Origin of the sequence: Cohnella sp. SGD-V74, assembly GCF_003001675.1 — a bacterium.
In the GTDB taxonomy this organism is placed as follows: domain Bacteria; phylum Bacillota; class Bacilli; order Paenibacillales; family Paenibacillaceae; genus Cohnella.
The window spans coordinates 27,463-53,642 of the sequence record NZ_PVYW01000025.1 but is presented as its reverse complement, the minus strand read 5'-3'; the positions used below and the strand labels follow the sequence as shown (position 1 = coordinate 53,642).

General features: G+C 56.4%; 22 protein-coding genes. 15 read left to right on the top strand and 7 right to left on the bottom strand.

Features of this window, described 5'->3' with window-relative positions:
* The first annotated feature begins 71 nt into the window (after positions 1-71).
* Both B0G52_RS29580 and B0G52_RS29575 read left to right on the top strand, forming a co-directional pair.
* On the top strand, positions 72-1,253 hold the full coding sequence (locus B0G52_RS29580; RefSeq protein WP_094050030.1) for a PQQ-dependent sugar dehydrogenase: 1,182 nt from the start codon (positions 72-74) through the stop codon (positions 1,251-1,253).
* Positions 1,254-1,257: 4 nt separating this feature from the next.
* Positions 1,258-2,550, top strand: coding sequence for a TcaA 3rd/4th domain-containing protein (locus B0G52_RS29575; RefSeq protein ID WP_094050029.1), 1,293 nt, complete (start codon positions 1,258-1,260; stop codon positions 2,548-2,550).
* Positions 2,551-2,568: 18 nt separating this feature from the next.
* Here the strand turns inward: B0G52_RS29575 and B0G52_RS29570 are convergent, their stop codons facing one another.
* On the bottom strand, positions 2,569-3,183 hold the full coding sequence (locus B0G52_RS29570) for a Uma2 family endonuclease (RefSeq protein WP_094050028.1): 615 nt from the start codon (positions 3,181-3,183) through the stop codon (positions 2,569-2,571).
* A gap of 159 nt (positions 3,184-3,342) precedes the next feature.
* Between B0G52_RS29570 and B0G52_RS29565 the strand changes: the two genes are divergently transcribed.
* Together B0G52_RS29565 and B0G52_RS29560 are read left to right on the top strand one after the other, a co-directional pair.
* Positions 3,343-4,041, top strand: a complete 699-nt coding sequence (locus tag B0G52_RS29565; RefSeq protein ID WP_094050027.1) for a cyclic nucleotide-binding domain-containing protein — start codon at positions 3,343-3,345, stop codon at positions 4,039-4,041.
* Between the two features lie 21 nt (positions 4,042-4,062).
* Entirely contained in the window at positions 4,063-4,491 is a 429-nt protein-coding gene (locus B0G52_RS29560; protein WP_094050026.1) for a DMT family transporter, read from the top strand.
* Positions 4,492-4,503: 12 nt separating this feature from the next.
* Here B0G52_RS29560 and B0G52_RS29555 read toward each other — a convergent pair whose 3' ends face one another.
* Both B0G52_RS29555 and B0G52_RS29550 read right to left on the bottom strand, forming a co-directional pair.
* Positions 4,504-5,259, bottom strand: coding sequence for a response regulator transcription factor (locus B0G52_RS29555; RefSeq protein ID WP_094050025.1), 756 nt, complete (start codon positions 5,257-5,259; stop codon positions 4,504-4,506).
* Positions 5,260-5,275: 16 nt separating this feature from the next.
* Positions 5,276-7,117, bottom strand: coding sequence for a cache domain-containing sensor histidine kinase (locus B0G52_RS29550; protein ID WP_158223937.1), 1,842 nt, complete (start codon positions 7,115-7,117; stop codon positions 5,276-5,278).
* A gap of 188 nt (positions 7,118-7,305) precedes the next feature.
* Here B0G52_RS29550 and B0G52_RS29545 point away from each other — a divergent pair, with 188 nt between their 5' ends.
* From B0G52_RS29545 to B0G52_RS29530, 4 genes are all read left to right on the top strand, one after another.
* A complete protein-coding gene (locus B0G52_RS29545) occupies positions 7,306-8,232 on the top strand; it encodes an ABC transporter permease (protein ID WP_094050023.1) in 927 nt (308 codons plus the stop codon).
* A gap of 18 nt (positions 8,233-8,250) precedes the next feature.
* On the top strand, positions 8,251-9,135 hold the full coding sequence (locus B0G52_RS29540) for a carbohydrate ABC transporter permease (protein WP_094050022.1): 885 nt from the start codon (positions 8,251-8,253) through the stop codon (positions 9,133-9,135).
* A gap of 84 nt (positions 9,136-9,219) precedes the next feature.
* On the top strand, positions 9,220-10,896 hold the full coding sequence (locus B0G52_RS29535) for a type 2 periplasmic-binding domain-containing protein (protein WP_094050021.1): 1,677 nt from the start codon (positions 9,220-9,222) through the stop codon (positions 10,894-10,896).
* A gap of 19 nt (positions 10,897-10,915) precedes the next feature.
* Entirely contained in the window at positions 10,916-12,562 is a 1,647-nt protein-coding gene (locus B0G52_RS29530) for a right-handed parallel beta-helix repeat-containing protein (RefSeq protein WP_094050020.1), read from the top strand.
* A 160-nt stretch (positions 12,563-12,722) separates the two neighbouring features.
* Here the strand turns inward: B0G52_RS29530 and B0G52_RS29525 are convergent, their stop codons facing one another.
* Positions 12,723-13,664 (bottom strand): RluA family pseudouridine synthase, encoded by a 942-nt coding sequence (locus tag B0G52_RS29525; RefSeq protein ID WP_198960752.1) that lies wholly within the window; start codon positions 13,662-13,664, stop codon positions 12,723-12,725.
* Between the two features lie 55 nt (positions 13,665-13,719).
* Positions 13,720-14,778 (bottom strand): CAP domain-containing protein, encoded by a 1,059-nt coding sequence (locus tag B0G52_RS29520; RefSeq protein ID WP_094050018.1) that lies wholly within the window; start codon positions 14,776-14,778, stop codon positions 13,720-13,722.
* Positions 14,779-14,952: 174 nt separating this feature from the next.
* On the opposite strand from B0G52_RS29520, the gene B0G52_RS29515 reads away from it, so the two are divergent.
* From B0G52_RS29515 to B0G52_RS29485, 7 genes are all read left to right on the top strand, one after another.
* Positions 14,953-15,711 (top strand): hypothetical protein, encoded by a 759-nt coding sequence (locus tag B0G52_RS29515; RefSeq protein ID WP_143762669.1) that lies wholly within the window; start codon positions 14,953-14,955, stop codon positions 15,709-15,711.
* A gap of 29 nt (positions 15,712-15,740) precedes the next feature.
* Positions 15,741-16,148, top strand: a complete 408-nt coding sequence (locus B0G52_RS29510) for a GntR family transcriptional regulator (protein ID WP_094050016.1) — start codon at positions 15,741-15,743, stop codon at positions 16,146-16,148.
* The gene (locus B0G52_RS29505; RefSeq protein ID WP_094050015.1) at positions 16,145-17,068 is read left to right on the top strand and encodes an ABC transporter ATP-binding protein; all 924 of its coding nucleotides are present in this window, start codon (positions 16,145-16,147) and stop codon (positions 17,066-17,068) included. Before B0G52_RS29510 ends, B0G52_RS29505 begins: the two co-directional genes overlap by 4 nt.
* Entirely contained in the window at positions 17,065-17,970 is a 906-nt protein-coding gene (locus B0G52_RS29500) for an ABC transporter ATP-binding protein (protein ID WP_094050014.1), read from the top strand. The genes B0G52_RS29505 and B0G52_RS29500 overlap by 4 nt, the downstream gene beginning before the upstream one ends.
* Positions 17,963-19,231, top strand: a complete 1,269-nt coding sequence (locus B0G52_RS29495) for an ABC transporter permease (RefSeq protein WP_094050013.1) — start codon at positions 17,963-17,965, stop codon at positions 19,229-19,231. The genes B0G52_RS29500 and B0G52_RS29495 overlap by 8 nt, the downstream gene beginning before the upstream one ends.
* A gap of 349 nt (positions 19,232-19,580) precedes the next feature.
* The gene (locus tag B0G52_RS29490) at positions 19,581-20,969 is read left to right on the top strand and encodes an HD-GYP domain-containing protein (RefSeq protein ID WP_094050012.1); all 1,389 of its coding nucleotides are present in this window, start codon (positions 19,581-19,583) and stop codon (positions 20,967-20,969) included.
* A gap of 128 nt (positions 20,970-21,097) precedes the next feature.
* Positions 21,098-23,116, top strand: a complete 2,019-nt coding sequence (locus B0G52_RS29485; protein ID WP_094050011.1) for a copper amine oxidase — start codon at positions 21,098-21,100, stop codon at positions 23,114-23,116.
* A gap of 127 nt (positions 23,117-23,243) precedes the next feature.
* On the opposite strand, the gene B0G52_RS29480 is transcribed toward B0G52_RS29485, so the two are convergent.
* Complete coding sequence (locus tag B0G52_RS29480) at positions 23,244-25,397, bottom strand: sensor histidine kinase (protein ID WP_094050010.1); 2,154 nt, start codon at positions 25,395-25,397, stop codon at positions 23,244-23,246.
* Positions 25,381-26,085: a response regulator transcription factor gene (locus B0G52_RS29475; RefSeq protein WP_094050009.1), complete on the bottom strand. Its 705-nt coding sequence runs from the start codon at positions 26,083-26,085 to the stop codon at positions 25,381-25,383. Before B0G52_RS29475 ends, B0G52_RS29480 begins: the two co-directional genes overlap by 17 nt.
* Positions 26,086-26,180 lie beyond the last annotated feature (95 nt).

Genomic DNA, 26,180 nt, shown 5'->3' with positions numbered 1-26,180 from the left:
CCGTTGCGAGTAGAAGTTTTATTTAATATCGGACTTGTATTCATAACCTTGCAAAGGGGGGAGAGTTAAGGATGAAGATTGTCGGAAGTGTGCTCTCGGGTCTAATCGTCCTCTTGGGCTTGACCGCATGCTGGAATACGGAGGATAAGGCTAAGTCCGGAACCGGTGCGCCATCAGAGTCCGCCGCCGGCGGGTCCGTGGCGCTGGAGCCGATCTTCGGGGACGGGACGTTCGACAAGCCCGTGGGACTTGAGCGGCGGGAAGGCCATCCGGAAGCCGTCTATATTGTCGAGCAGCCGGGACGCATCGTAAGCAAAAGCTTAAGCAGTCCCGATCGAGAGGCTGAGGTCGTGCTGGACATTCGGGAGCGGGTGTACGACAAGGGCGGAGAGCAAGGGTTGCTGGGGCTGGCCTTCGACCCGCAGAACCCGAACGACGCCTATGTGAATTATACGACCGAGTCGCATACGATCATTGCCCGCTATGCCGCTGATCCGCAAGAGCCGGGCAGACTGGACCCGGGAAGCGAGCAGGTGCTGCTCACGTTCGAACAGCCTTATTCCAACCACAACGGCGGGCAGCTGGCGTTCGGGCCGGACGGCTATCTGTACATTGCGGTTGGAGACGGCGGCAACGGCGGAGATCCGCAGAATCATGGTCAGAACCTGGACAGCCTGCTGGGGAAAATATTGCGGATAGACGTTAGAAGCGAATCGGAAGGAAGAGCGTATGCGATTCCGACGGACAATCCGTTCCTGGAGGACGGACGTCCCGAGATTTATGCTTACGGCTTGCGCAATCCTTGGCGGTTCAGCTTCGACGAGGAGACCGGAAAGCTGTGGGCGGCAGACGTAGGCCAGAACCGCTTCGAGGAGATCAACCTGATCGAACGCGGCGGCAACTACGGCTGGCGTCTGATGGAAGGCTCGGAATGCTTTAATCCCAAGAGCGGCTGCGAGCGAGAAGACCTCAAGGATCCGCTGTTCACGTACGGCCGCAATGACGGCGTATCGGTAACGGGAGGTTACGTGTACAGAGGGAAACAGCTTCCGGATTTGACGGGCTGGTACGTGTACGCCGATTACGGCATGGGTACGATATGGGCGCTGCGGGAGCGGGAGGACGGCACGGCCGAGCATCGGACGCTGCTGCAATCCGAAGAAAACATTACCTCGTTCGGCCTCGACGCGGAGGGGGAGCTGTATCTCTGCACGGGTGACGGCAAGGTGCTCAGAATGACGGAAACTAGGTGAACGAATGGCATCCAAGAATAAGAAAATCACGATAGGAGCGGCGGCGCTCGTGTTGCTGACAGCTGCCGGACTCTATTTTCTAGGCGGTTATCTGACGGATGGGCAGAGGCTGCTTGAGCGCTTCGAGAGCTCGATCGACAAGGGGCAGCCGGACAAGCTTCTGAAGCTGCTCTCCGCACCCGAAGGGACTGTGGAACGCTCGACGGCGGAGGCGATCGCGGGCCATCTCGGGAAGGACGAGAAGGCGAAACAAGCCGTGCTCTCCAGGCTGAAGACGGAAATCGCGAGGTTGAAGGAAGGCGCCGTGCAATCGTTCGCCGAGGACGGCGAGTCCGCGTTCGTCTACGTTCACAAGAAAGAGCGGAAGCGATGGCTCATCTATGACGACTATGAGTTGAAGCTTCGGAGCTACAAGGTTCCGGTGAACACGAATTTCGGCGGGGCGAAGATTATGCTGAACGGCGAAGAGATCGGAGTTGCGGGAGTCGGCGGCTCTACGCTTCAACTCGGACCGCTATTGCCGGGCAAATATGCGGTCAAAGCGGTGTACGCGGGCAAATATACGACATTGGAAAACGAGGTTACAGCCGAGCTCTTCCCGATCGGAAACTCCATCGATCCGATAGAAGTTCCGCTTCAGGGAGAATATGTCGATGTCTTCTCGAACAACGGCTTTGCCCGAATCTTCATTAACGGAGAAGACATCGGACTGACCGTAGGGGACGGGCAGCGAATCGGACCGATCGCGACGGACGGCTCGAATACGATCAGCGTGGAAGCCGACTATCCATGGGGCACGACGAAGAGCGAAGAAAGGCCGATCGACAGCACGCGGGCGGAGTTCGAGCTTGCCGCGCTGACGGACGAGGCGAAAGAGCAAATCGTCGATGCCGCGCATGCGTTCGTATCAAGCTGGTATGAGGCTTTCCGGGAACGCGACGCGGGGCGGCTGCGGCACGTCCATCCGGATCGCAAGGCCGATCTTGCCAGTCATTTCGCTGCTATGGCAGCCGGAGACGAGCACTATCTCGGGGAAATGAGGAAGGCGGCCTTCGACCGCGACAGCTTGCGGCTCCATCAGTTGGACGCATCGGACTACTCGGTGTCGGTGCTGGCCCGGATCGACTACGAGGAGGCCTATTATTACGGGGCGTACGATTACAGACCCGAGCCGGAAGCGGGCGAACAGACGACGAACTACTGGCTGAGGTACGAGAACGGAGAGTGGATCGTGTTCGAATGGTCGGACGCGGGCTCGGAGGCGCTGTCCCGGAATGTGAAGGTCTACGATCGATGAGCCCGCGGCTTGCCTTTCCTACTCGTACTTGTCCAAGGGGGAAAACAGCTTACCCGTTTGAACGGCAACGCAAGGGAATCTCTCAGACAACACCGTGCCCGTGGAGTCGTACGTACGCTCCAGCGCGTAAGCTCCGTCTCGGAGGGCGAATTGATCGATCGTCCGGTGGTGAATGTCGACGATCCAATATTCGGGAACGCCGAAACGCTCGTAGAGAGCTTTTTTCCGGACCTTGTCATGCTCTCCCGTGCTTGGAGACAAAATTTCGATCAGCAGGTCGGGAACTCCCTCGATTCTCGTTTTGAGAATCGAGGCGTTTTCGTTTGTGACGTAAATCAGGTCCGGTTGAACGACATTGTTCTCGTCGAAGTGCACGTCCATTGGGGCGACGATGATCGTGCCCGTCGCATGGCAAGTGCCGTGCAGTTCATTCCAGAGCTGCGTGACGAGAAGCTGATGCTTCAGCGTCGGGGAAGGCGAGCAGTCGTATCGGATTCCGTCGATGATTTCGTAACGCTCTTCGATGAAGTGGAGCTCCGCGCCCGGAGGGTAAATCGAGTCGGGTTCGTAAGAATAGCTTTCGGGATGTTCTTTGACGAGATGACGTTTGGTTTTTTCCTTCTTCTCACTCATATCGCGATCTCTCCAATCATTTACAGGATTAAATAAATTATACTTTATTTTAAGGCATGGGTCATAAACATTCGGAATTTTTAATGGGACATATGTCCTTTTGCTCAGGGAATAATGGTTTTACAATGAGTGCAGACCAAAGACGGTTAGGTGAACGAGATGAGGACAATTCGCGATCCGGCGCTGCTGCGGAGCGTCATGGATGAGCATCGGCTGAGCGGCATGTTTGGAAAGAAGACGGAAGCGGTCATGGAACTGTACGGATTCGGTAAGGGGGAAATGATCTGCCGGGCGGAGGACAGCCTCGATCACCTCTTCATGCTTGTCCGGGGGAAGGTCAAAATTTATCGGGTGCTGCCCAACGGCAAGTCGATTTTGCTCCGCTTCAACAACCCTCTCAGCCTGATCGGAGACATGGAGATGCTGGGCGACCTGAAGGTCCACAATACGGTGGAATCGGTGGGGGAAACGCTGTTTATCGGCATCAAGCGGCAGGCGCTGGCGGATACGGCCGGAGAAGATCCGGCGTTCCTTCGCTTTATCATCAAGCATCTGGCCCGCAAGCTGAACACGAATTCCTCCGTTGCCAGTCTCAACATTTTATATCCGGTGGAAACGAGGTTCGCCAGCTACCTTGTCGCGATTACGGCCGATGAGCACGACCGGGAACGCATCGAGGAACTGAAGACCTCCAAGCTGACCGAAATCGCGGAACTGCTCGGAACGAGCTATCGCCATCTGAACCGGGTCATCGCGCAGTTCGTCGCGCAAGGACTGATCGAGCGGACGCGGGGCGCTCTGTACGTTAAAGATATTGCGGGATTACAGCGGCTTGCGAGCGGCACATTGTACAGCTAGGGTCTAGGAGAGGTGAAGCGGATGATAGGAGCGATATACGCGCTGATCGCGGGCTTGTTCGTCAGCGTTCAAGGGATATTCAACGTGAGGCTCAGCGAGAAGGTCGGCTTCTGGCTGACGAACGCGATCGTTCACGGGTCGGGCTTCGTTCTGTCGCTCGTCGTGTTCTGGCTCATTAAAGACGGGAGCCTGCATAAGCTGGGATCGGTCAATAAGCTGTATTTGCTGGGCGGCTGCATGGGCGTCGTCATCGTGTTTACGGCGATGAAGTCCGTCATCGCGCTGAATCCGGCGTATGCGATCGCCATACTGCTGATCGCTCAATTGCTCGGAACGCTCGCCGTCGAGAGCTTCGGCCTCTTCGGCGTCGACAAGGTGGCGCTGTCGGCGAACAGGCTGATCGGTATCGGCGTTATGATCGCGGGAGTAGCCATTTTCAAGCTGAAATGAGCCGACGTCCGCTTATGCGCGCTCCTTGTTGTCCCGGTACTCGTTGGGCGTAATTCCGGTGACGCTTTTGAATACTTTGAAAAAATATTTCTCGTCGGAGAAGCCGATTTTTGTAGCGATCTCGTAAATTTTATACTTCGGATCCAGAAGAAGTTTTTTCGATTTTTCGATGCGCAGTTTTTGCAAATAACGAACGAAATTGACTCCCGTCTTCTTCTTGAACAAGGAGCTGAAATAGCTCGGATTCATGAAAATTTGTTCCGCTGCGGAGCGCAGCGTGATGTCTTGGTCGTAATGGCGTTCCAGGAACTCCACGATGTGGGTAATCGAATGGTTATCGTAGGACGAGCGTCGGGTTTCCGTCATTTCCTGAGAGGGACGCGAGAGGCGCTCCGAATCCAACTGTTCGATCAGCTTCGTCAACGCATCATGCAGACTCTTCTTCTTAATTGGCTTAAGCAAGTATTCGCCAACTCCGAGGGAAATCGCTTGCTGTGCATACGAGAACTGGCCGTAACCGCTCAGAATGATCGTTTTGCACCTTATCCCCGCCTGGACCAGGTCGCTTATCAGCTCCAGACCGTCCCCGTCTCCCATGCGGATATCTGTCATCAGCACGTGTACCTCCTGCGCGCTGGCGATCTCCAGCGCCTGCCTTCCGCTGGAAGCTTCAAGAATGGAAGAGAAGCCCAAATCCATCTCATGGATGATCTTCTTGATTCCCGCTCGAATAATATCCTCGTCTTCCACAATCAGCAATCGGTACATTCTGTTCGCCTCGCTTCTATAAGATGGAGTTTGCCGGCAGGATCAACGCGACGATCGTCCCCTTGTCCGGAGAAGCGTCGATCTCCATGGTTGCCGAGGAACCATAACAGTAATGAATTCGGTCGCGTACGTTCGCAAGCCCAATGCTTCCCGCTCGGGAACTAGCGCCCGGCGCCTCCCGAGCGACGATCGGCCTCTGGTCGGGCTCGCGGGACAGCCGGTCTCGGAGCGCGTCCAAACGCTCGGAAGAGATCCCCTTGCCGTTGTCCCGCACTTCGTACCGAATCAGATTCTCCGGCAAGCCTTCCGCAGAAATGCGGATCGTCAGTCTGCCGCTGAAGCCGCGCATGCCGTGAACGATGCAATTCTCGACAAGGGGCTGCAGCAGCAGGTTCGGAATCCGAAACGCCATTAGCGATTCCGGAATTTCGCACTCCAGACTTACCCGCTGATTCAGCAGCAGATTCTGGATGTGCAGATAATCCTGAATATGCTCAAGCTCCGTCTCGAGCGTGATCGGCTCCTGGCCGTTATAGATGTTGTATCTCATAATGTTGCCCAGAGCGGCGATCGCGTCCGACAACCTCGCCTGGTCCTCGGTTTCGGCCATCATGCGAAGCGTCTCCAACGTATTGAACAAGAAGTGCGGGTTAATCTGCGCCTGCAGCGCCTTAAGCTCCGCTTCTTTCTGAGATACTTGCGATTTATATACGCGATTGATCAAGTCATCGATCTGTCCGGCCATCGAGTTGATATTCAAAGCGAGCAAATCGATCTCGTCCTCGCCTTTGACGGGGATGCGCACTTTAAAGTTGCCGTTCTGGATTTTGCGAACGTTGCCGACGATGCGCACGATTTTCTTGATCAGCAGTCCGGCCAGCGCGAACGAGAGGATGGCGAGCAGGATGGCGAGCAGCAAAATCAGCAGCAGGAACGCGTCTCTCGTTTTCTCCCACGGACGATTGATCTCGGAATGCGGCAATAGTCCGACGAGGGAAGTGTGCAGTCGGTCGATCGGTTGAATGACATAACGGTAAGAAACGCCGTTAAGCTCAATGTTTCCTTGGCCGGCGACAGAAAGATCGATTTGTCGGAAAGCATCGCGGCTTGCCCGTTGCTTCGTCGATTCGTCGAACTCTCGGGGCACGGACAGCAGTTGGCCGTTCCAATCGACTGCGAACACGCCGCCGGATGGCGATAACGCCATAGAGATTGACTTGGAGAAGAAGCGATCGATGTTAATCTCAAGCTCCAGATATGAAGTTTCCCCGGCGAAATCCTCATTGATCGGGTAAAACAGAGAATAGACCGGCTGATTGCTTTTTTTGCCGTAGGGATAATCCCTTTGGATATGCCAGCTTTCCCAATAAGGGTAGGTCTTCGCGATGCGTTCTTGCAGGGTACGGAACCAGTCTTCTCCGGAGTACCGCGAGATGGGCAAGAAGAAATCGCTTTCAGGAAGCGTTTCGTTAACGGTGAAAAAACGAAATTCCCCAATGTCTTGGTGCGTGGACGCAAACCAGGACAGCAGCGATTGAATCGAAGTGTTCATGACGTCGATCAGCTCGGATTGGTCGTAATATCTTTTGAGGAGCGCTTTCTTCAACACGATGTTCGTGGAGATCAGATAGCCTGTTTTCTCAAGGTCGTCGACCTCCTTGTTGACGGTCGCTTGGAGTTGGCTCATCGTTTGGTCGATCAACTGAAGCCGCTCTCCGCGCATCGGCACGATGACTTCGTTGTAGATCCACGCCGCGCTGATTGAGACGGGAATAAGAACGATCAGAATGTAGGAGAGGAACAGCTTGGACTTGAAGCTGAACCTTCGGAACCGGCCGGACAGCCGAATTAATCGCATGGACATCACCTGGTTTTATTGTAGGGGATGCCCGGATATTCGTCCATACGATGGACGAACCGCGAATCAAAGAGCCATAAATCGTCGACTAAACCCAAAGATATTCTCCTGATTTCGGAAAAACGAGCGTCTACAATGGAATCAGCCGCCACGAAGGAGCAAGTGAGACGAGGAAAGGGGAGATCCCGATGCATCCTAGGAAAATCAAAACCTCTCGCGGATGGGATAACCAGTTGATTCTGCAATTGATGCTGTTGCCGGCGCTGCTGACGCTGTTGATTTTCAGCTACCTTCCGATGTTCGGAATTGTAATCGCATTCAAAGATTATAACGTACTCGACGGTTTGTTCGGCGGGGCGTGGGTCGGATTCGATCATTTTCGTGAGATGTTCGGCGACGAGCGGTTTCACAGCGCCCTGCGCAATACGCTGGCGATGAGCTCGATCAAGCTGGTCGTCACTTTTCTAGCGCCCGTCCTGTTCGCCTTGATCCTGAACGAGCTTCCGCTCGCGCGTTTCAAAAAGTGGACGCAGACGTTGACGACGCTGCCGCATTTTCTGTCCTATGTCATCATCGCCACGCTGACGATGATTTTCCTGGATCCCAAGGGGATCGTAAACGGGCTGCTTCAAAGTCTGGGTCTGACGAACGGGCCGATCGAGTTCCTTGCCGAGCCGGGACATTTCTGGACGCTGGGAGCTTCGCTCGATCTGTGGCAGGAGACGGGATGGGGAGCGATCATTTATCTCGCCGCGATCACCGGAATCAACACGGAAATCTACGAAGCCGCGAAAGTGGACGGAGCGGGAAGGCTGCGAACGATCTGGCATATCAACTTGCCGGCGATCCGCAGCGCGATCATGGTGCTTCTCATTCTCAACATCGGAAGTCTGATCTACGGAGGCTCGAATTTTAACCAGTCGTATTTGCTCGGCAACGTATTTAACCGGGATACTTCGTATGTGCTGGGCTATTACACGCTCGACAACGGGCTGCTTCAGATGCGGTACGCCTTCGCGACGGCGGTCGATCTATTCCAGTCGTGCATCTCGCTCGTGCTGCTTCTGGCCGCGAACTGGACCGCCAAGAAGATCAATGGAAGCAACATTTTCTAGAGAGGGGGCGACAATTCGATGAATGCTATCAAGCTGACATGGGAGGACAAGGCCGTAAATGCCGCCGCCGTGCTGATCTCGCTCGTTCTGCTGGTCGTGGCTGCCTATCCTCTATATTACGTATTGATCAATTCCTTGAACGACGGGGCGGATGCGGCGAGCGGCCACATCTATTTTTACCCGAGAAAATTTTCGTTGGAAAACTATTCGATGGTGTTTAAGCAAAGCTATTTGATTACCGGCTTGGGCATGTCCGTAGCCCGAACGATCGTCGGAACCGCGGCCGCTGTGCTCGTCACCGCGATGGCGGCCTACGCGCTGACCAAGGAGAAGCTGCGGTTCAAGAAGCTGTACCTGGCCATGGCGATTATTACGATGTACTTCTCCGGCGGGCTTATTCCGCTCTACTTCGTCCTGAACGAGCTTCATCTATTGAACAATTTTTTGGTTTACGTTTTGCCGTCGTTGTTCACTTTTTTTCACTGCCTGCTGTTCATGGCGTTTTTCCGCGAGCTGCCCAAGGAACTCTACGAATCCGCGTATATAGACGGGGCGAACGACCTGTACATTTTTTTCAAAATCGTCATTCCGCTGTCGATGCCGGTCGTGGCCACGATTTCGCTGTTCGTCGGAGTCAACCATTGGAACGATTACTTCGTTCCTTCGTTCTTCATCTCGCGGGAGAGCTTGCAGACGCTGCCGGTCATTCTGATTCGGCTGTTGTCGCTCAGCGAAGCGCAGCAGCAGATCCAGCAATATTTGGGCAATCACCAGTCGAAGGTCACGATGGAATCGCTGCGCTATGCGACGCTGTTCGTCTCGATCCTGCCGATTACACTGCTGTATCCGCTCGTTCAGAGATTTTTCGTCAAGGGCATGCTCGTAGGATCGATCAAAGCCTGAGGCGGATGGGGACGTTTTTGGCTGGCTGGCCTATAGAAAGGCCAGCGAGTTAAAATAAATAAGAATACTAGGAGGTCATCCCGCATGAGAAGCATGAGAAAAAGCAAAACAAGCTTCGCCCGGTTTATTGGCGCGTTCCTGATCGCAGGTCTGCTTGCCGGCTGTTCGTCTAACAATGGAGATTCGGCTCCATCCGAATCGGCCGCAACCGGATCCGCATCACCGAGTCCGTCGGAATCCGCTGCGGCGTCGCCGCAGGCGCCGTCGACCGAGCCGATCTCGTTCGACATGTTCGTCAACTTCTCGTGGTACGCCTTGAATTGGTCGGACCCGGCCGCGAAGAACATTACGGAGAAGACGGGAGTGACCCTTAACATCACGAAGCCGGTGTCCGACGACAATCAGAAGATGAACATCATGCTGTCCAACCGGGAGCTTCCCGACTTCGTGCTGCTGGATAAGGCCGATCCCGCCTTGCAGCGGATGATCGAAGGAGAGATGCTTTATTCGCTCGAGGAACTGATCGATCAGTACGCGCCCGAGATGAGGGACGTTCTGCCGAAGGAAGCTTTGGCCAATTACAAGTCGAGCGACGGCAAAACCTATGCGCTGGTCAGCTTCATCGAAGGGGAGCAATATGTCGAAGCGGCGAGAAAATACAACGCGCTCATCGGCTCGAACCAGCCAACCTGGTCGATCCGCCAGGATTATTGGGAAGAGATCGGCAAGCCGGATATCGGGACTCCGGACGCTTATATCGAAGCGCTGGAGCAGATTCAGACCGCCCATAAAGGCAAGATAGGGTTCTATACGAACGCGAACAATATTCCGAACGCGAAGCATCTGACCGATGGCGGTATCGTCACGCTGGGCACGTCCGCGATGTTCGGAGTGCAGGCGCTCGTCAAGGAAGGCGAGGCGCTGAAGTCGGGGCTCAGAAGCGCCGAGTATCAGAACGTCATCAAGTTTCTGAACACGATGGCAAACAAAGGGCTGTTGACCAAGGATTCCTATATCGATTCGAAAGATATTTTTACGCAAAAAATCAATAACGGCGACGTAGTCTCCTATGCCTGGACGATCGGCGACGGAACGAAAGTGCCGGCGGACAATTCGAATACCGCCTATGCGGTGATGGCGCCTTTTCCTTCCTACAAGCAAGTGCGGGACGGCAGCGGCTGGACAGCGATCGCCATTCCGAAGACGAACAAGAATCCGGAGCGAGCGATTCAGTTTCTGTCGTTCCTGTCCTCAGAGGAAGGCCACAAGTTGACGAAGTGGGGCGTCGAAGGGGACGCGTATGTGGATGCCGCGCAAGGTCCGCATTACCACATGGTTGACGGCAAAGCGACCTATCTGCCTGAATACTGGGCGGATAAGCAGAAGGATTGGTCCGGGGTAGCGGAGAAGAACGGGCTTTCTGAATATTGGCTGACCGCCAACTCCACTTGGTGGAACGGGCCGGAGTGGGATGCAAGCGATTCGCAATTCGCCGAGTACAACAAGATGTTCGGCGATCACGTCGAGTATAACCCGTCCATAGCCGGCATCACGCTGGATTCGACGACGCCGATCGGGATTGTGGAGAAGAAAATTATCGACCTGTATTCGAGTTACTATTCGAAGATCATTTTCGCCAAGGATGAATCGACGGCGATGAGCCTGTACGCGGAATTTATCGAGAAGGCCGACAAGCTCGGTTTGGCGGACGTGGAGCAAGCCTGGACGGACATCTACAAAGCGAAGAACGCGAATCAATAAAAGATACGGAGAAGATCCAATGGACGCAGTGCGGGAAGCGACATTGTTCGGTATCGAGCCGGATACCGGCGAGGATATGAGCGAACGAGTCCGAATCTTCCTCCGTGAGGGTTTGGCCGACGGAGCGCAAGTCTTTCGCTTTAAGCGAGGAAATTACGAGATTGCGGACGAGCAAGCGATCCGCGACTTCGAAGCCATGATGTCCGGCCAAGGAGACTGGGATCTGGGCGAAGCGGCGAAGAGCAAAAACGTCTGGATACGGGTAGAAGGAGCGGAGCGGGTCGTCCTGGATTTCCAAGGTTCGACCCTGACGTTCCGAGGGTTGATCCAGCCTTTCTTCTTCAAGAACTGCGAAGAGGCGGAGATTCGGAACGTCTGCCTGGACTGGGCAAGGCCGCCGTTCTCCCAAGGGACGATCGTTGCGGCCAGCGAAGAGGCGCTCGAGATTGAGTTTGATCCCGAGTATCCCGTGAACTCGATGACGCCGGTCGCAGGGCTGATTGATTACGTCCCGGGAAGCGAATACCCGCTGCGCGGGACGGTAGACTGGTTCCAAATCGCGGAACGAACGGCGCTGACAGGCCTGCGAACGTTGCGCGTGACGCTTAAAGAATCCCTGCGCGCTCATATGCGGGAAGGCGGCAGCCGCGCGGTTCCGGACATCGGAATGTCTGTCATCGTGAGGCACATTATGAATTACAAGGCGGCGTTCCTGTTTTACGGCTGCGAGCGCGTCAAGCTGGAGAATGCGACTGTCTACGCGGTGCCCGGGATGGGCGTTATCGGTCATGGCTGCGGCGATGTCTGGATGCGGGGCCTCCGCGTAATGAGGCGGCCCGGCAGCGGACGGGTCATGAGCGCCAATACGGACGCCACGCATTTTATCGGATGCGCGGGAACAATCGAATTCGATGATTGTCTGTTCGAGGGGATGGGGGACGACGCGACCAACGTGCACGGCTTCTATCTGAGCGTCAGGGAACGCAGGGAGGACGATACGCTCAGATGCCGGGTGGATGCGGACATCCAATCGGAATATCCGGAAGTGCCCGTCGTCGGAGATGCGATTGAGTTTACCGGACGGCGCGATTTGCAGTCTTATGCGACGCTTCATGTGCGCGAGGTGGAGACGGATGCGGACGGGGGGATCGCGCTGCGCTTCAGGGAGCCGCTTCCCGAACGTTTCTCTCCCGACGATCTGCTCGCTAATGCTTCGCGAATCGCCAAGCTGCGATTTCGAGGCAGCATTGTCCGGAACAATCGTGCTCGGGCTATTCTGGTTCAGACCCGGGATGCGGAGATTTCCGGCAATACATTCGACCACTGCACCGGAACGGCCATTCACGTTAACTGCGCGGACGGTTGGAAAGAATCGATCTCGACGGCGAATGTGACGGTGACGCGGAACGAATTCCTCTCTTGCGGTTTCGGAGCGGGAACGTACCGGAAGGCATCCGCGCTCGCCGTGATGACAGAAAGCGCAAGCGCCGGCCTCGGAACCCACCGGTCGTTTGTCTTTACAGACAATCAGGTTCGAGGCAACGGCGTGGTCGCCGTTAGACTGGAGTCGTTGAACACGGCTCTGGTAAGCGGCAATCGCTTCGAGGAAGCGGGTGAGGCGGTCTCTGTCGATGAAGCGACTTGCGAACGCCTCGTCGTGGAATAGCAAAGGGCTGTCGTATGTAATGGAGTACAAGATTATCGGCGAAAAAAGAAGGGCATCTATCTCCTGGAGCGGCGTAAGGAGATAGATGCCCATTACCATGCGATCCATCGATAATCGTTTGGTACGGTTCTGTTTACGTACGGGACAGCTATATGCCAGACTAACGAGCCTCTTCCTTGAACTGGCTCAGGAACGGCTTCGGAATGTCCGTCTCGAAGCGCATCGGCTTGCCGGTCGTCGGATGCTCGAAAGCGAGCACGCGGGCGTGGAGGCCGAGTCGGGAGAACGGCTTTGTCTTCGCTCCGTATTTCTTGTCGCCGGCGACCGGGTGGCCGATGTCCTGCATATGGACGCGGATCTGATTTTTGCGGCCGGTCTCCAGTTCAAGCTCTACCAAGGAATAGTTGCGGCTCGCTCTCAACACCTTGTAGTGCGTGATTGCATGCTGTCCGTCGTTCGCTGCGGGGCTGGAATACATTTTCAACGTCGACGTTTCCTTCAGCCAGGACGAGATCGTTCCGTTCGTCTTCTTGACCAAGCCCTCGACCAACGCGACATACGTCCGCTCCGTAACGACATCCTTCCAGTTGTCCTGCATTTTCTTCTGAACTTGCTCGCTCTTGGCGAACATCATAACGCCGGACGTCTCCCGGTCCAGCCGATGAAGCACGAAGATGCGGGCTTTGGGGTCGGCCTGCCGAACATGGGCGTTCAGTTGCCGATAGGCGGTCAGCTCGGTTTCCTGCGCGGTTGCGATGGACAGCAGGCCGGCGTCCTTGTGGACGACGATCACCGCATCGTCTTCGTATAAAATGCGTAAACCGACAAAAGGAGCGGACGCCGATGCGCGGGTCTTGCTCACGGTCACCGTCTGGCCGGGATGCAGGGGGTGGTTATACTGCTTCTCGACCCGGTCGTCGACTGCGACTTGGCCGTGGGCGAGCATGGATTTGACGCTGTTGCGCCCCTGGGGCGCGAGCTTGGCGAGCAAAAACTCCAGTAACTCGCCGGCCTCCGTCACTTGAAACCGTCTGGCGGGCGCCGTATTCCGGCTCGGCGAAGCTGCCGAATGCCGACGGGGATTTTTGTTATCTTTTCTCATAGGCGTAATCAACCGTTCCTCTCGCATGCGTTGCACTAATGCAATCGATTATACCTCATTTGACCGCGCGGACGAAATCCACGGTGTAAGACAGAGTTCGGGAAGTGCCCGATTTCGAGACCAGCCCGCGGATCGTAACTTGATAGCGATCGCCTTCCTCGTACTTCGCAATGCCGCCCGGACGGAAAATAATCGCGGCTCCCGAGCCGTATCCGTTCGTATCCACGTTAAAGTAGTTCCCTTTCTCGGCTACCTTGCCGTGTTTCGAGTCCAACTTCCACGTTTTCCGGTCGCCCAGCCGTACGAGCGTTACCGTTATTTTTTTTGCCTCGGGAGTCCTGAACTTCTCTTCGTTAAGACTGACCGACCACGCATAGTCCGGACCGAATACTTCCAGCGGAAACGCTCCATGGGCGGGATAGGCGACGTAGTTGAAATCCGCAACCTTCGTGCGGCTTTCGTCGAATACCTGCATTACGGAATAAATCCATCCTTCTTCGCTCGAGGCCTGTCCGAACCCGATCCGCTTCAGGGGCGGATTCAGAATCCATCTGCGGTGTCCGACCTCGGCCAGATTGCTCGTATCGGAATCTTCCATGTAAGCGTCGACCGACAGCGCGAGAATATGGTCCTCGTAGCCGTAGTAAGCATAGAGATTGGACGATGATGCGGCTTCCAGTCCTTTCTTATAGAAGGCTTGCGGCATGTTCACAGGCTTGGAGGGCTCATGGCTGAAGTCGTCCTCCGCGGCAAGAAGCACGGCGCCATGCTGGGCTTGGACGTTCAAATTCGCCGCTGCGCTCAGATCGTAGGGCAGACCGCTTGCGAACCGGTAGAAGTTGACGGCGTTGACGCCGTCCCGAATGTAACCCGGCTGCAAGGAGCCCGGGGAATACGTCTTGCCGACGGAAGGGGAAGTTAAATACGGATTGGCGTAATCCGCCGAAGGATTCATCAGCTTCTTCCATTGAACGGAGATTTCCTGCGCGCTGCGAACCGGAAGGCCGGGCTGCAAAGGGGCTGTCGAAGACGAAGCGGGCCACGGTTGCGAAAGAAGCATGAGCGAGATGAGCGAAGCGCAAACGAGGGCCAGTCTCGATTTCTTGATCGTCACGGGAATCAGCTCGCTTTCGATAGAACTTCGAACGGAATTCGGAGCGGGTGCAGAGAAATGGGTGCAGAGAAATATAAAGTTTACCTAAAACCATTCGCCATAAGGAAAAAGATTCCTCTATGGGGTTGACGATAAGTGTTATGCACTGTATAGTGTGTATATGGATATACACACATGAACACTGTGCTGGGGGGATTCACGATGAACCAGCGGCAAGCCGTCGCTTATATCGGAGCTTATTTGTGGAGACGCGAACGGCTAGGGATGCTTTTTACGCTCTTATTCGCGCTATATTTGGCAACGATCAACAGCGCCACGATCGGCGGGCTGCTTGCGGGAGACGAGAACGTCCCGAGAGCGCTGAACGGTCTTGTCGATTGGCTCAACATGACCATGTATCCAATCTTCGGAATGGTGATGAGCAAGCCCTCGTGGAACATGTGGAGAGACGATTACTATTCGAAAAGGATTGCCCAGTGGCGTACGATGCCGATCCCGGTTGCCGCGATCGTTCGGGCCAGAATGCTGCAGAGCGCGGTGATGCTACCGGTCATCGGCGGAATTTACCTTCTTGCGCAATACCTGTTTACGCCGGCGCTGAGGGAATACGTCACTCCGATGCAGTGGATCGAGAACGGGCTCATCTGGATGTGCTACGGGGCGACGCTCCTCTCGCTGATCATTCTGATGGAGCTTGGTTATACAGGCAAACGATATTGTCTGGTGTATTTCGGACTGATGATTGGGGTCGCGGCGATCTCGACCATTCTGGCCTGGCAAGGCGTCCACCTGTTCCGGAGCGTGCTGGACATCATCAAAGACGGCTACGGACCGGCGGTGCTTATTGGAATGGCGATCCTCGCGGCAGTCGCGACAGCGGCAGGACATAAGCTGACGGTCGGACGAATCCGCGCAAGGTCGTTGCCGCTCTAAGCGACGGATAAGGAAAGAGGGGTGAGCTTGTGTGGCTGCCGATACGAATAGATGAACAACGTCCGGAACCGCTCTATCACCAGATCGAGGTTCAGCTTCGCGGGCTCATCCTCGGCGGACAACTGAAGGAAGGCACGCTGCTTCCTTCGATTCGAGAGCTGGCGGTGTCGCTGAAATGCAGCGCGATAACGGTGCGAAGAGTATATCAGGACTTGGAAAACGAAGGCCTGATTCGCACTAGGCAAGGCACGGGCACGTTCGTTGCGGGAGTGGGGACGGTCGCGCGGGAAGAACACCGTCTGGAACGGGTGACCGAAGAGTTGGAGAAGGCGATCGAACTCGGGCTCCAGCTCCAGTGCGCGCCCGAAGAGATCGAGACGGCGTTCCGGCAAGCTTTGCATCGAAAATCGACGGAAAGAGGGGGGGATGCCACATGACGGTTGCAAATATGGAAGCCGCGATTTCCCTGCGCGGAATGAAGCTGCAGCATGACAGATTTGCCCTCGGGCCGATCGACTGCGACATTCCCAAAGGGATGGTAACAGCGATCGTCGGGCCGAACGGTTCCGGCAAGAGCACGCTGTTCCGGGCTCTGCTCGGGCTCGAGCCGGTACTGTCGGGAGAAGCCGAAGTGCTGGGCACGCCGCTGAACGGGAACCAGGAGGATCAGTACAAGAGCCGAATCGGATTCCTTGCGGAAAACCCTCATGCCCACGAGAACCATCTGACCGCCGACGAGAAAGCGAAGTTCGCTTCCCGCTGGTATCCGGGGTGGGATTGGGAGAAGTATCGCAAGCTGCTTCGCCACTTCGACGTAGACGGCGGGATCAGACTGTCCAAGATGTCCAAGGGCATGAGGCGCAAAGCCGAGCTGTCCATCGCGATGGCGCACGATCCGGAGCTGCTCATGCTCGACGAACCTTCATCCGGACTGGACCCGTTCGCTTGGAAGACGATGCTTCAGGAGCTCGGGCGCTATATGGAGCCAGGAGACCGGACGCTCGTGCTGGCCACCCACATTCTTGAGGAGATCAAGAGGCTTGCCGACTACATTCTGTTTATCTACCGGGGGAGAGTCCTCGGCCTCTATGAGAAGGACCGGCTGCTGGACGATTGGCGAACGATCGTCGTGCAGATTGAATACGCCCAGAAGGGCGGCAGCGAGATGCTCCAGCGAACTCCCGGCTTTCAAGGGCTGACGGAAGCGGGACCGGGTCTCTACAGGCTGGAAGTGGACGAACCCGAACGGGGAGAAGCGTATTGCCGGGACAACGGATTCCAAGTGCTGGCCGTCCAGCGCATGGATCTGGAAGATATATTGAGCTGTTTAATTCGGAAGGAGGAAGCAAGACGATGAATCCGTTAAAAGTAGACAGAATTATTAAAAATTATGGCGACAAGAGGGCCGTGAACGGTCTTAGCTTCGAAGTAGCGGCAGGGGAAATTTACGGATTGCTGGGCGCCAACGGCGCGGGAAAAACGACAACGATGCGCATGATACTAGGCTTGATTCTGCCGGACGAGGGAGACATTCGCTATCTCGGCAATTCCTACAGCGAGCAGCAGCTGAGCATGCTGGGTTACTTGCCGGAAGAGCGGGGCATGTACCCGAAGATCAAAGTAAGCGAGCAGATTATGTATCTCGCCCAGCTTCGCGGCATGTCCCGCAAGGACGCCGACAAGAACCTGAAGCTGTGGCTGGAGAAGTTCCAAGTGCCGGAGTATTACAACAAGAAGGTCGAAGAGCTGTCCAAGGGCAACCAGCAGAAAATCCAGTTTATCGCAGCCGTTATCCATAAGCCCAAAATCCTCATTCTGGACGAGGCGTTCAGCGGACTTGACCCCGTCAACGTGGAGCTGCTGAAAACGACGGTCAAAGAGCTGCGGGACGGAGGCACGAGCATCGTATTCTCGACGCACCGGATGGAGCACGTCGAGGAGCTGTGCCGCAACATTACGATTCTGCACAAATCCAATCCGGTGCTGCAAGGCCCGATCAAGGAGATCAAGAAGAAGTTCCCGCAAGAACGAGTCATCGTTACGGCCGACGGGAAGATCGAAGGGCTGGATAAGATCCCGGGCGTCAGGCAGGTCACCCTGCACGAGCATGGCGGCTACGAGTTGAAGGTGGATTCCCCGGCTGTGGGACAGAGCATTCTGAAGCACGTTCTGGATCAAGGACCGGTTAACCGTTTCGAAGTATTGGAGCCGACGCTTAACGAAATCTTTATTAAAACGGTAGGTGAGAGCCATGAATAACAGCTTATGGACGGTAATGTCGTTTACGATGCGCAACAAGCTGCGCAGCAAAGGATTTATTATTATGACGGTGGTGCTCGCGCTTCTGCTCGTCGTGGTGGGCAACCTGCCCTACCTGATCGAGAAGCTGAGCGGAGGCAGCGGAGGCGCAACGAAAGTCGGCTACGCGGAAGGGCAGCAGACGCAGGTCGTGGAAGGGCTCAAGAGCCACTACGCGAAGCTGCCGGAGCCCGGCGTTGAGCTGGTCGGCATCGCGTCCGAGGAGCAGCTGAAGTCCGCGCTTGAGAACGGCGACATTAAAGGCTACTTGACGTTCCAGGAGGACGCCGTGGCCGGGTTCCCGAAAGTGACGTACAACTCCAAGAGCGCGTTCGAGGGAGGAACCTCGTCCTCTCTTACGGCGGCTCTCCAGCAGGTGAAGTACGATACCGTTCTTGACGGAGCGGGGCTGACCGATGCGCAGAAAGCGCAGCTGCACGCTCCCGTTTCGTTCCAGACCCAGAAGGTCAGCTTCACGAATGAGGAAGGTAAAACCGAGGAGGAGCAAGGCGTCGCTATCGCGCTTACGTATGTCATGATCATTATGCTGTTCATGGCCGTCATGATCACGGGACAGCTGATCGCAACCGAGATTACGGCCGAGAAGAGCTCCCGCGTCATGGAAATCATCGTCACGAGCGTGTCTCCGCTGAAGCAGATGTGGGGGAAAATTCTCGGAACGTTCCTCGTCGCCATGATCCAGATCGTCATTCTGGTCGGCGCGCTGGTGGCGAACCTGTCGCTGCCGCATAACTCGGACATTCTGAAGAACTTCGGCTTCGATCTGAGCTCGATCGATCCGCTGCTGCTGATCTCCGCGATATTTTTCTACCTGGCCGGCTTCTTCCTGTACGCGACCTTGTTCGCCGCGATCGGATCGATCGTCAGCCGGACCGAGGATCTCGGCCAGGCGGTCATGCCGATCACGATGCTGACGCTCGTCGGCTTCTATATCGCCATCTTCGGCTTGAACCAGCCGGACAGCACGCTGATGGTTGTCTGTCAGTACATTCCGTTCTTCTCTCCGTTCATTATGTTCCTTCGAATCGGAGTTGCGGAACCGGCCTGGTGGGAGATTGCCTTGTCCATCGGCATTCTGATCGCTTCGATTCTGGCCATCGGCTGGCTCTCCGCGAAGATCTATCGCGTCGGCGTGCTGATGTACGGCAAGCGTCCTTCGATGAAGGAAATCGTGAAGGCTATGAAGGCTTATAAGGTGTAACGTTCGACCGCCGGAAATCGTTGTGAGTAACTATAGTAATTGAGACTAAATGAGACCCTTGACTTGTCAGGAATGCTGATAAATCAAGGGTTTCTTATTTTTTTAGTGGATGTAATTGTAAAAATTCTATTTGTTCAATATATGATTTACGTTGACGATAGAACTGAGCCATAAAAGATAACCAGAACGAGCGATAACAGCAACCTGATTTACATCACTATTAGCACCGGCATTGGGGTCGGTCTTGGGCGAATGCCGTCGCATATTGTTGAATTCGCGCGAAGGATGTTACACTGTGTGTAACATCCTTATTGGACATTCTTCCCAACCTAGCGAGGTGTAGTGCGCGATGAAGCTCAGAACGCTTGCCGGTCCGATTGCGGGCATCCTGCTCCCGTATTTGCTCTATGAATTCATGAGAAGACAAGCGTGGGACGTATCGCTCCATCTACCCGCGGGACACTTCTATGTTGTAAGCGTTGTCGCTCTATTGGCGGTCTTCATCGCCTTTGCCGTCGGCATCGCCGGACGTCGGGTCCGCAACGCCAAAGTCGGTTTTCTTGCGCTTGCTTTCGTTTCTCTGGCCGAAGTCTTCATGGTCCATGGTCTGTCCACGCCGAATCTGATGCTGCACGCGACCCATCTTCCCGGCGTTACAGCGCCGCTCAGCGTTCTGTTGGCCACGTTCTGGCTATGGCTGTCCGCGCTGCCCTCCGACCATCGCCTGGTTCGTTATTTTTCGCGGCGCGAAAGAACGCTGCTTCCGCTCTGGACGATCGTGCTCGCTGCGCTCGGGGCGGCATCGCTCGCCTATCCCGACGCCGTCTCCTTCATTCGGCTGAACGTGTATCCCCTTAACGGCCTCGTTACAGTCGTCGTCATTGCGCTTAATTTCCATACGATGTACCGCTACTATCAGGCTTACGAATATTCGAAGTTTCCGCTGCAGATGGCTATCGTGTACAGCTCGGGCTGGATGGTCGTCTCGCAGCTGATCATGGTTACGGGGGAGACGTGGCGGCTCAGCTGGTGGCTGTATCATTTTCTGCTTTTGGCTTCCATGATCGCCATGCTGATCGGCTTGAAGAAGCAGTATGCGGCCAACAAGTCGCTCGCCGGCGCGCTGCGGGCTTTGTTCGCGACGGACCCGATCGAGAGAGTCACCGACTCGATCTCTCCGAGCGTCAAAGCGCTCATGGCCGCTACCGAGAGCAAGGACGTGTATACGGCGGGGCACAATCTCCGAGTGACGCTGTATGCCCTGCAGATCGCCGAGCAGTTGGAGCTCAGGCCGGACCAGCTGCGGGCCTTGTCGCACGGTACGATCGTCCACGACATCGGCAAGCTCGACGTTCCCGACGACATTCTGAACAAGCCGGGCCGGCTGACGGAGGAGGAACGGGCGGTTATCGAGCGGCATCCGGTGCGCGGCTATGAGATGTGCAGAAGGCTCGGCTTCATGAAGGAAGAGCTGGAGATCATCCGGTCGCATCACGAGAAATGGAACGGCCAAGGCTACCCGGATCGGCTGCGGGGAGAGGAGATCCCGCTTATGGCCAGAATCGTGGCCGTGGCCGACGTGTACGACGCGTTGACCTCGGACCGTGCCTACCGGAAAGCGATGTCCCGCGAGGAAGCGATGGCTTTCCTTCGCGAGCATAGAGGGACGCACTTCGACCCGGTCTGCGTGGACGCTTGGGAGCGGGCTGTGCAGAATGCGGATGTCCGCGTTTCGTAAATTTACCAAACTGTAAGCCGATCTTTACCTTCTGCTCCTGTTTCTATTACCTTTGGGTGTTAGAATTCCTAACATAACCGCGCGGTTGAGGTTGGGGATTGTACAAAACAGGGGTATGGAGGGGAACCATGAAGCATAAAAAGTTGGTTGCATCGTCTACGGTGCTGGCAGTGGCGTTGTCTTGCACGAGCTTCATACCGGGATTGTTCGATACGGGGCTGTCTTCGGCGGCTATTCAGAAAATCGTCTATCATCCGCTGAATCCGCTGACGCCGGAAGAAATCGAGAAAGCCGCTTCGATTGTCAAGGCGTCTTCGTACGGGAGCGAGGATCTGTACTTCGCGGAAATCAAGCTGGAGGAGCCCGACAAGCTGAAGGTGTGGGAATGGGATGATCGTCCGGGCTCCCCGGGTCTGCCGAGACACGCGACCTTCAACGCGATCAAGGGCGGCAAGCCCTACGAGGGCGTAGTCGATCTCGACAACGGCAAAGTGATCTCTTGGCAGGCCGTGAAGACGGGCTGGCCGATCTACACCGAATGGGGGCAGACGACCGAGATCGTCAAGAACGACAAGGCCGCGGTCGAGGTGCTCGCCAAGCACGGCTTCACCGATCTGGATAAGCTGACGTTCGCCGACGGCCCGCTTGGCGATTACGGTCCGGAGCTGACTCCGCCGGGATCGCGCCTGGCCATGTCCGTGCCGGCCAGGGCGTTCGGTCTCGACGCCAACTGGAACGCCCACCCGATCGACGGTCTGGCGTTCCTCGTGGATCTCGACAAGAAAAAGGTGCTCAAAATCTACGACTACGGCAATCCACCGGTGTCCGAGGACCCCAACGATTACTCCAAAGTCGTGAAGAGCAAGCGGACCGATCAACTCAAGCCGCTTATCATCTCCCAGCCCAAGGGAGCGAGCTTTAACGTCAAGGGCACGATGATCGAATGGCAGAACTTCAAGTTCCACTTCCGCCTCGATCCCCGGGTCGGACCGATCGTCTCGACGGTTTCCTTCGACGACAACGGCACGAAGCGCAAAATCATGTACGAGGGCTTCATCGGCGGCATGATGGTTCCTTACGGCGACCCTTCTCCGGCGTGGCTGTACAAAATCTTCATGGACGCGGGCGAGTACGGCATCGGCTTGTCGTCCCGGCCGCTCAACGAAGGCGCGGACGCGCCGCAGAACGCGACGTATTTCAGCGCTGCGATCAACGACACGGAGGGCAAGGCCAAGGTGATTGACAAGGCGTTCGCGCTGTTCGAGCGCTATGCCGATGCGGAATGGTCGCACAACGGGGATGCCCGCGAGCGCCGCGAGCTCGTGCTGCGGAACATCGCTACGATCGGCAACTACGACTACATTCTCGATTGGGTGTTCCTGCAGAACGGAACGATCAAGATCATGGTCGGCGCGACTGGACTCGCCCAGGCGAAGGCCGTCGACAGCAAGACGATGCAGGACCCGACCGCGAAGGAGGATACGCGCAACGGTACGCTCGTCGATGCCAACATCGTAGCGCCGACGCACCAGCACATCTTCAGCCTGCGGCTCGATCTCGATGTGGACGGATTGGCCAACTCGGTCGGCGAAATCCTGCCGAAGGCCGTCTCGGTAGCGGATCCTGAATTCGCCCGGAGCGAGATGATCACGGTGAACAAAACGTACAAGACGGAACAGCAGGCGATCCAGAAGTTCGATCCGGACAAAATCGTCCTCGTCTCGAACACGAGCGGAGCCAAGAACAGGCAGGGGTACTCGACCGGATATCAAGTCATTCCGTATGCGGGAGGAACGCATCCTTTCGCGGAGGAGCCGCTGTTCACGAAGACCGATTACGTGCTCAAGCGCGCTGAATTTATTTCCAATCACGTATTCGTAACTCCGTACAAGAAAGATGAATTGTATTCGGAGGGCAAATATCCGGCGCATAACAAGGACACCGGGCTCGGAATGTGGACGGCGCAAAACCGGAAGATCGAGAACACCGACACGGTCGTCTGGCTGACGACGGGAACGACGCACGTCATGCGCGCCGAGGAATTCCCGATCATGCCGACCGAATGGGTGACGGCGATGATCAAGCCGTTTAACTTCTTCGATGAAACTCCGACGCTCGACCTGGCGAAGGTGGAAGACGTGAAATAAAAGAGGGCGCGGCGATCCGGCGGTTGGACGGATCGCCGCGCTTTGGCGTGCGGAGGGCGGGAGGGCCGATCCCGGACATTCCGGGACGGAGATGCGGAGGAGGAATCACGGACATTCCGGTGCGGAGTTAATCCCGGTTGTTCAGGAGGATAGGCATGATCAAAGTAAACGTGCAGCCCGGAGCGCCTTCGTTCAGGGAGACGGTCAAGCGGCTGTCGTGCATGGCGGCGATCTCTTTGGCGATAGCGAGCCCGAGTCCGCTGCCGGGCACGTGACTGTTGCGCGACTTGTCCACGCGGTAGAAGGAATCGAATACATGGGGCAGCTCGGCTTCGGGAATGCCGGCGCCGGAATCGATGACGGACAGCGCCGCGCAATCCTCGTCCACCCGGCATTCGAAAGCGACGGGAGAGCCGGCCGCCGAGTATTTCATCGCGTTCTCGATCAGATTGTCGAGCAGCCTGGCCATCAGATGGCGATCGACGTTCACGACGGCTCGTTCGTCCGGCGGCAGAGGCGAGATGCGAAATTCGCGCTTCTCCACGGAAGCGAATGCCGACCATTTGTCCGCAGTGGCCGCGTACAAGTCCCGAATTGCCAGCGATTCGAAGGAGGCTTGCTGCTGCCGAGTCTCCAGCATGCTGAGCTCGGTCAGATTGCGGACGAACCGGGTAATCGTCCGCGTCTCTTCGTCGATACGGCGGAGGAAGCTTCCGACCGATTCGGGCGGGATCGTGCCGTCGTTGATCGCTTCTACGTAGCCGCGAATGAGCGTAATCGGCGTCTTCAGGTCGTGGGAGATGTTCATGAACAGCCGTTTACGCCAGCTCTCCATGCGAATAAGCTGGTCGATCCGCAGCTCCAGCTCCTGATTCATGACGCGCAGCTCTTCCGTGCGCTTGTCGACTTTGTGCTCCAGCTCCTGATTCAGCGCCGATTGCTCCTCCAGCAGCGCCCTGATTTTGGCCGACATGCGGTTGAAGGCGTTGAGCAGATGATTGAATTCCATCGTCTGCGTATCGTGGAGCTTGCCTTCGAAAGTTCCGTCCTCCATGCGGGCGAAAGCGTCCGACAGCAGGGAGACGGGGCGGGCCAATCTGGATTGCATGTAGTAGGCGAGCAGCAGGCTGAGTCCGACGGCCAGCCCCGAGAGCAGCGCCAATTGACCGAACAGCTTCTCGCCCGAATTGCGCTGCAGCTCCTCGGAGGCCGCGTTTACCGGCTCCAGCAATTTCCGTTCGGGGACGATATACCCGAGAATCCATCCCGTCGACGGGATTCTCCGGCTGAACACTTCATGCTGTTCCCCGAGGAGCGGCAGGTTGCGAAACCCGTTGTCGTGGCCCGGACCGAACAGCGAAGCCATGTCCAGCTTGGCGATCTCGTCCGCGCCCCGGTCCTGGACGGCGATGAGATCGTACTCCTGGTCCAGCAGCAGCGCGAAGCCTTCTTCGTCTGCGAACCTCGCGTCCAGCACATTTTTGACGAAGCGCTGAATTTGGACGTCCGCGGCGACGACTCCCCTCAGCTTGCCGGAAGAATCGTATACCGGAGTCGTGGCGGTGAACATCCACCCGCGGGGCGTAATGTCGAAGTACGGCTTCGTCCAGACGATCCGCTCTTGCCCCGGCGGCACGCTCAGCGCCTGGAAGTAGAAGGAGTAAGTCGTAAGATCCTGGATCGGCCCCATGTCCTTCTCCGCCGGACCGTCGTATTCGGGATAGAAGAAGCTGCCCGACTGGGGATGAATATAGTACATGTTCACGATGGTCGGATTGTTGGACTGAATCGACTTGAAGATCGGATACAAAGGCTTGACCATGGCCAAATCCCGGGTTTGTTCGAACGTCGGCTTCCCCGCCCCGGACGCGAACGAAATCGAGACGGTGCCGAGGCCGTCCGGCCGAGGCTCCCGGAAGCTTCGGGTGCGCTTGTCGTAGACGAGCGCAAGCGGGGAGATGGATTGTTCCCGGCCGCGGTCGGAGAAGAGGGATTCGGCCATCGACTTGGCGACGAGCACGGCGGTCTCGACTTGCCGCAGCTCGGCGCCGATCGCGTTCACCTGCTCCTGGATGTTCGCCTCGTAAGCGATAATATAGTTGCGCTCGGACCAGTCCGCGCTTAATTCGTTCATGTTGCGCAGTTGGGAGCGGATCGTCTGGCCGGCCAACAGAGAGATCAGAAGAAGAGGGACGAGAGAACCGATCAGCATACTGGCGAGCAGCTGCGAGGAGAAGGTTCGGGGATGGGCAAACCTTCGCAGGCTAGAGAAGCGGCTCATCGAATTTGTACCCCAAACCTCTAATGGTGACGATCGCGCTCGGGTTGGCGGGGTCGCGCTCGATCTTTTTGCGAAGCTGGCCGATGTGGACTTTGAGCGTCTTCGTATCGAGGTGGCTGTCGTAGCCCCAGACGTGGTTCAGCAGCCTGTCGGCCGGCAGAGCCCGCTTGGCGTTCTGCATCAAGTAGGAGAGAAGCTGGAACTCCTTGGACGTCAGCTCGGGCTTGACGTCGTTCAGGTAGGCTTCGTGCGCATTCACGTGAAGCCGGAGGCGTTCGGTGGCGAGGACGGCGGGCTCGTCGGTCCGGCGGTCGTGGACGATGCGGTCCCGGCGCAGCTGGGCTTTGATTCGGGCGATCAGCTCGACGGGACTGAACGGCTTGCTCACGTAATCGTCCGCTCCGACGGACAGGCCGACGACCTTGTCGGTCTCCGAATCCTTGCAGGTCAGAAACATGATCGGCACGTCGGTCATCTGGCGGAGCTTCACGCACAGCTCGTAGCCTTCCATATCCGGCAGGAAGACGTCGAGCACGATCAGCGACGGCTGCTCTTTCTTCGCGATCTCGAGCGCTTGCCGGCCGCTTAGCGCGGTGCGGTGGCGAAATCCGTCTTTCAGCAAATACAGGCCAACCAGCTCGCCGATCTTCACTTCGTCGTCCACTGTCAGTATGAGTTCTCCCGGCATAAGCGCACCTCCGCGGATGGGGTTGACGATCGTTTTTCTATTTAATATAAAGGGTGACGTAAGATTTCTGCAATAGATATGTTAGAAAATATGAC

Excerpts from the sequence above, each read along its gene's own strand:
- B0G52_RS29580 (WP_094050030.1), top strand. The coding sequence starts at position 72 with ATGAAGATTGTCGGAAGTGTGCTCTCGGGTCTAATCGTCCTCTTGGGC.
- B0G52_RS29575 (WP_094050029.1), top strand. The coding sequence starts at position 1,258 with ATGGCATCCAAGAATAAGAAAATCACGATAGGAGCGGCGGCGCTCGTG.
- B0G52_RS29570 (WP_094050028.1), bottom strand. The coding sequence starts at position 3,183 with ATGAGTGAGAAGAAGGAAAAAACCAAACGTCATCTCGTCAAAGAACAT.
- B0G52_RS29565 (WP_094050027.1), top strand. The coding sequence starts at position 3,343 with ATGAGGACAATTCGCGATCCGGCGCTGCTGCGGAGCGTCATGGATGAG.
- B0G52_RS29560 (WP_094050026.1), top strand. The coding sequence starts at position 4,063 with ATGATAGGAGCGATATACGCGCTGATCGCGGGCTTGTTCGTCAGCGTT.
- B0G52_RS29555 (WP_094050025.1), bottom strand. The coding sequence starts at position 5,259 with ATGTACCGATTGCTGATTGTGGAAGACGAGGATATTATTCGAGCGGGA.
- B0G52_RS29550 (WP_158223937.1), bottom strand. The coding sequence starts at position 7,117 with ATGCGATTAATTCGGCTGTCCGGCCGGTTCCGAAGGTTCAGCTTCAAG.
- B0G52_RS29545 (WP_094050023.1), top strand. The coding sequence starts at position 7,306 with ATGCATCCTAGGAAAATCAAAACCTCTCGCGGATGGGATAACCAGTTG.
- B0G52_RS29540 (WP_094050022.1), top strand. The coding sequence starts at position 8,251 with ATGAATGCTATCAAGCTGACATGGGAGGACAAGGCCGTAAATGCCGCC.
- B0G52_RS29535 (WP_094050021.1), top strand. The coding sequence starts at position 9,220 with ATGAGAAGCATGAGAAAAAGCAAAACAAGCTTCGCCCGGTTTATTGGC.
- B0G52_RS29530 (WP_094050020.1), top strand. The coding sequence starts at position 10,916 with ATGGACGCAGTGCGGGAAGCGACATTGTTCGGTATCGAGCCGGATACC.
- B0G52_RS29525 (WP_198960752.1), bottom strand. The coding sequence starts at position 13,664 with ATGAGAAAAGATAACAAAAATCCCCGTCGGCATTCGGCAGCTTCGCCG.
- B0G52_RS29515 (WP_143762669.1), top strand. The coding sequence starts at position 14,953 with ATGAACACTGTGCTGGGGGGATTCACGATGAACCAGCGGCAAGCCGTC.
- B0G52_RS29505 (WP_094050015.1), top strand. The coding sequence starts at position 16,145 with ATGACGGTTGCAAATATGGAAGCCGCGATTTCCCTGCGCGGAATGAAG.
- B0G52_RS29500 (WP_094050014.1), top strand. The coding sequence starts at position 17,065 with ATGAATCCGTTAAAAGTAGACAGAATTATTAAAAATTATGGCGACAAG.
- B0G52_RS29495 (WP_094050013.1), top strand. The coding sequence starts at position 17,963 with ATGAATAACAGCTTATGGACGGTAATGTCGTTTACGATGCGCAACAAG.
- B0G52_RS29490 (WP_094050012.1), top strand. The coding sequence starts at position 19,581 with ATGAAGCTCAGAACGCTTGCCGGTCCGATTGCGGGCATCCTGCTCCCG.
- B0G52_RS29485 (WP_094050011.1), top strand. The coding sequence starts at position 21,098 with ATGAAGCATAAAAAGTTGGTTGCATCGTCTACGGTGCTGGCAGTGGCG.
- B0G52_RS29480 (WP_094050010.1), bottom strand. The coding sequence starts at position 25,397 with ATGAGCCGCTTCTCTAGCCTGCGAAGGTTTGCCCATCCCCGAACCTTC.
- B0G52_RS29475 (WP_094050009.1), bottom strand. The coding sequence starts at position 26,085 with ATGCCGGGAGAACTCATACTGACAGTGGACGACGAAGTGAAGATCGGC.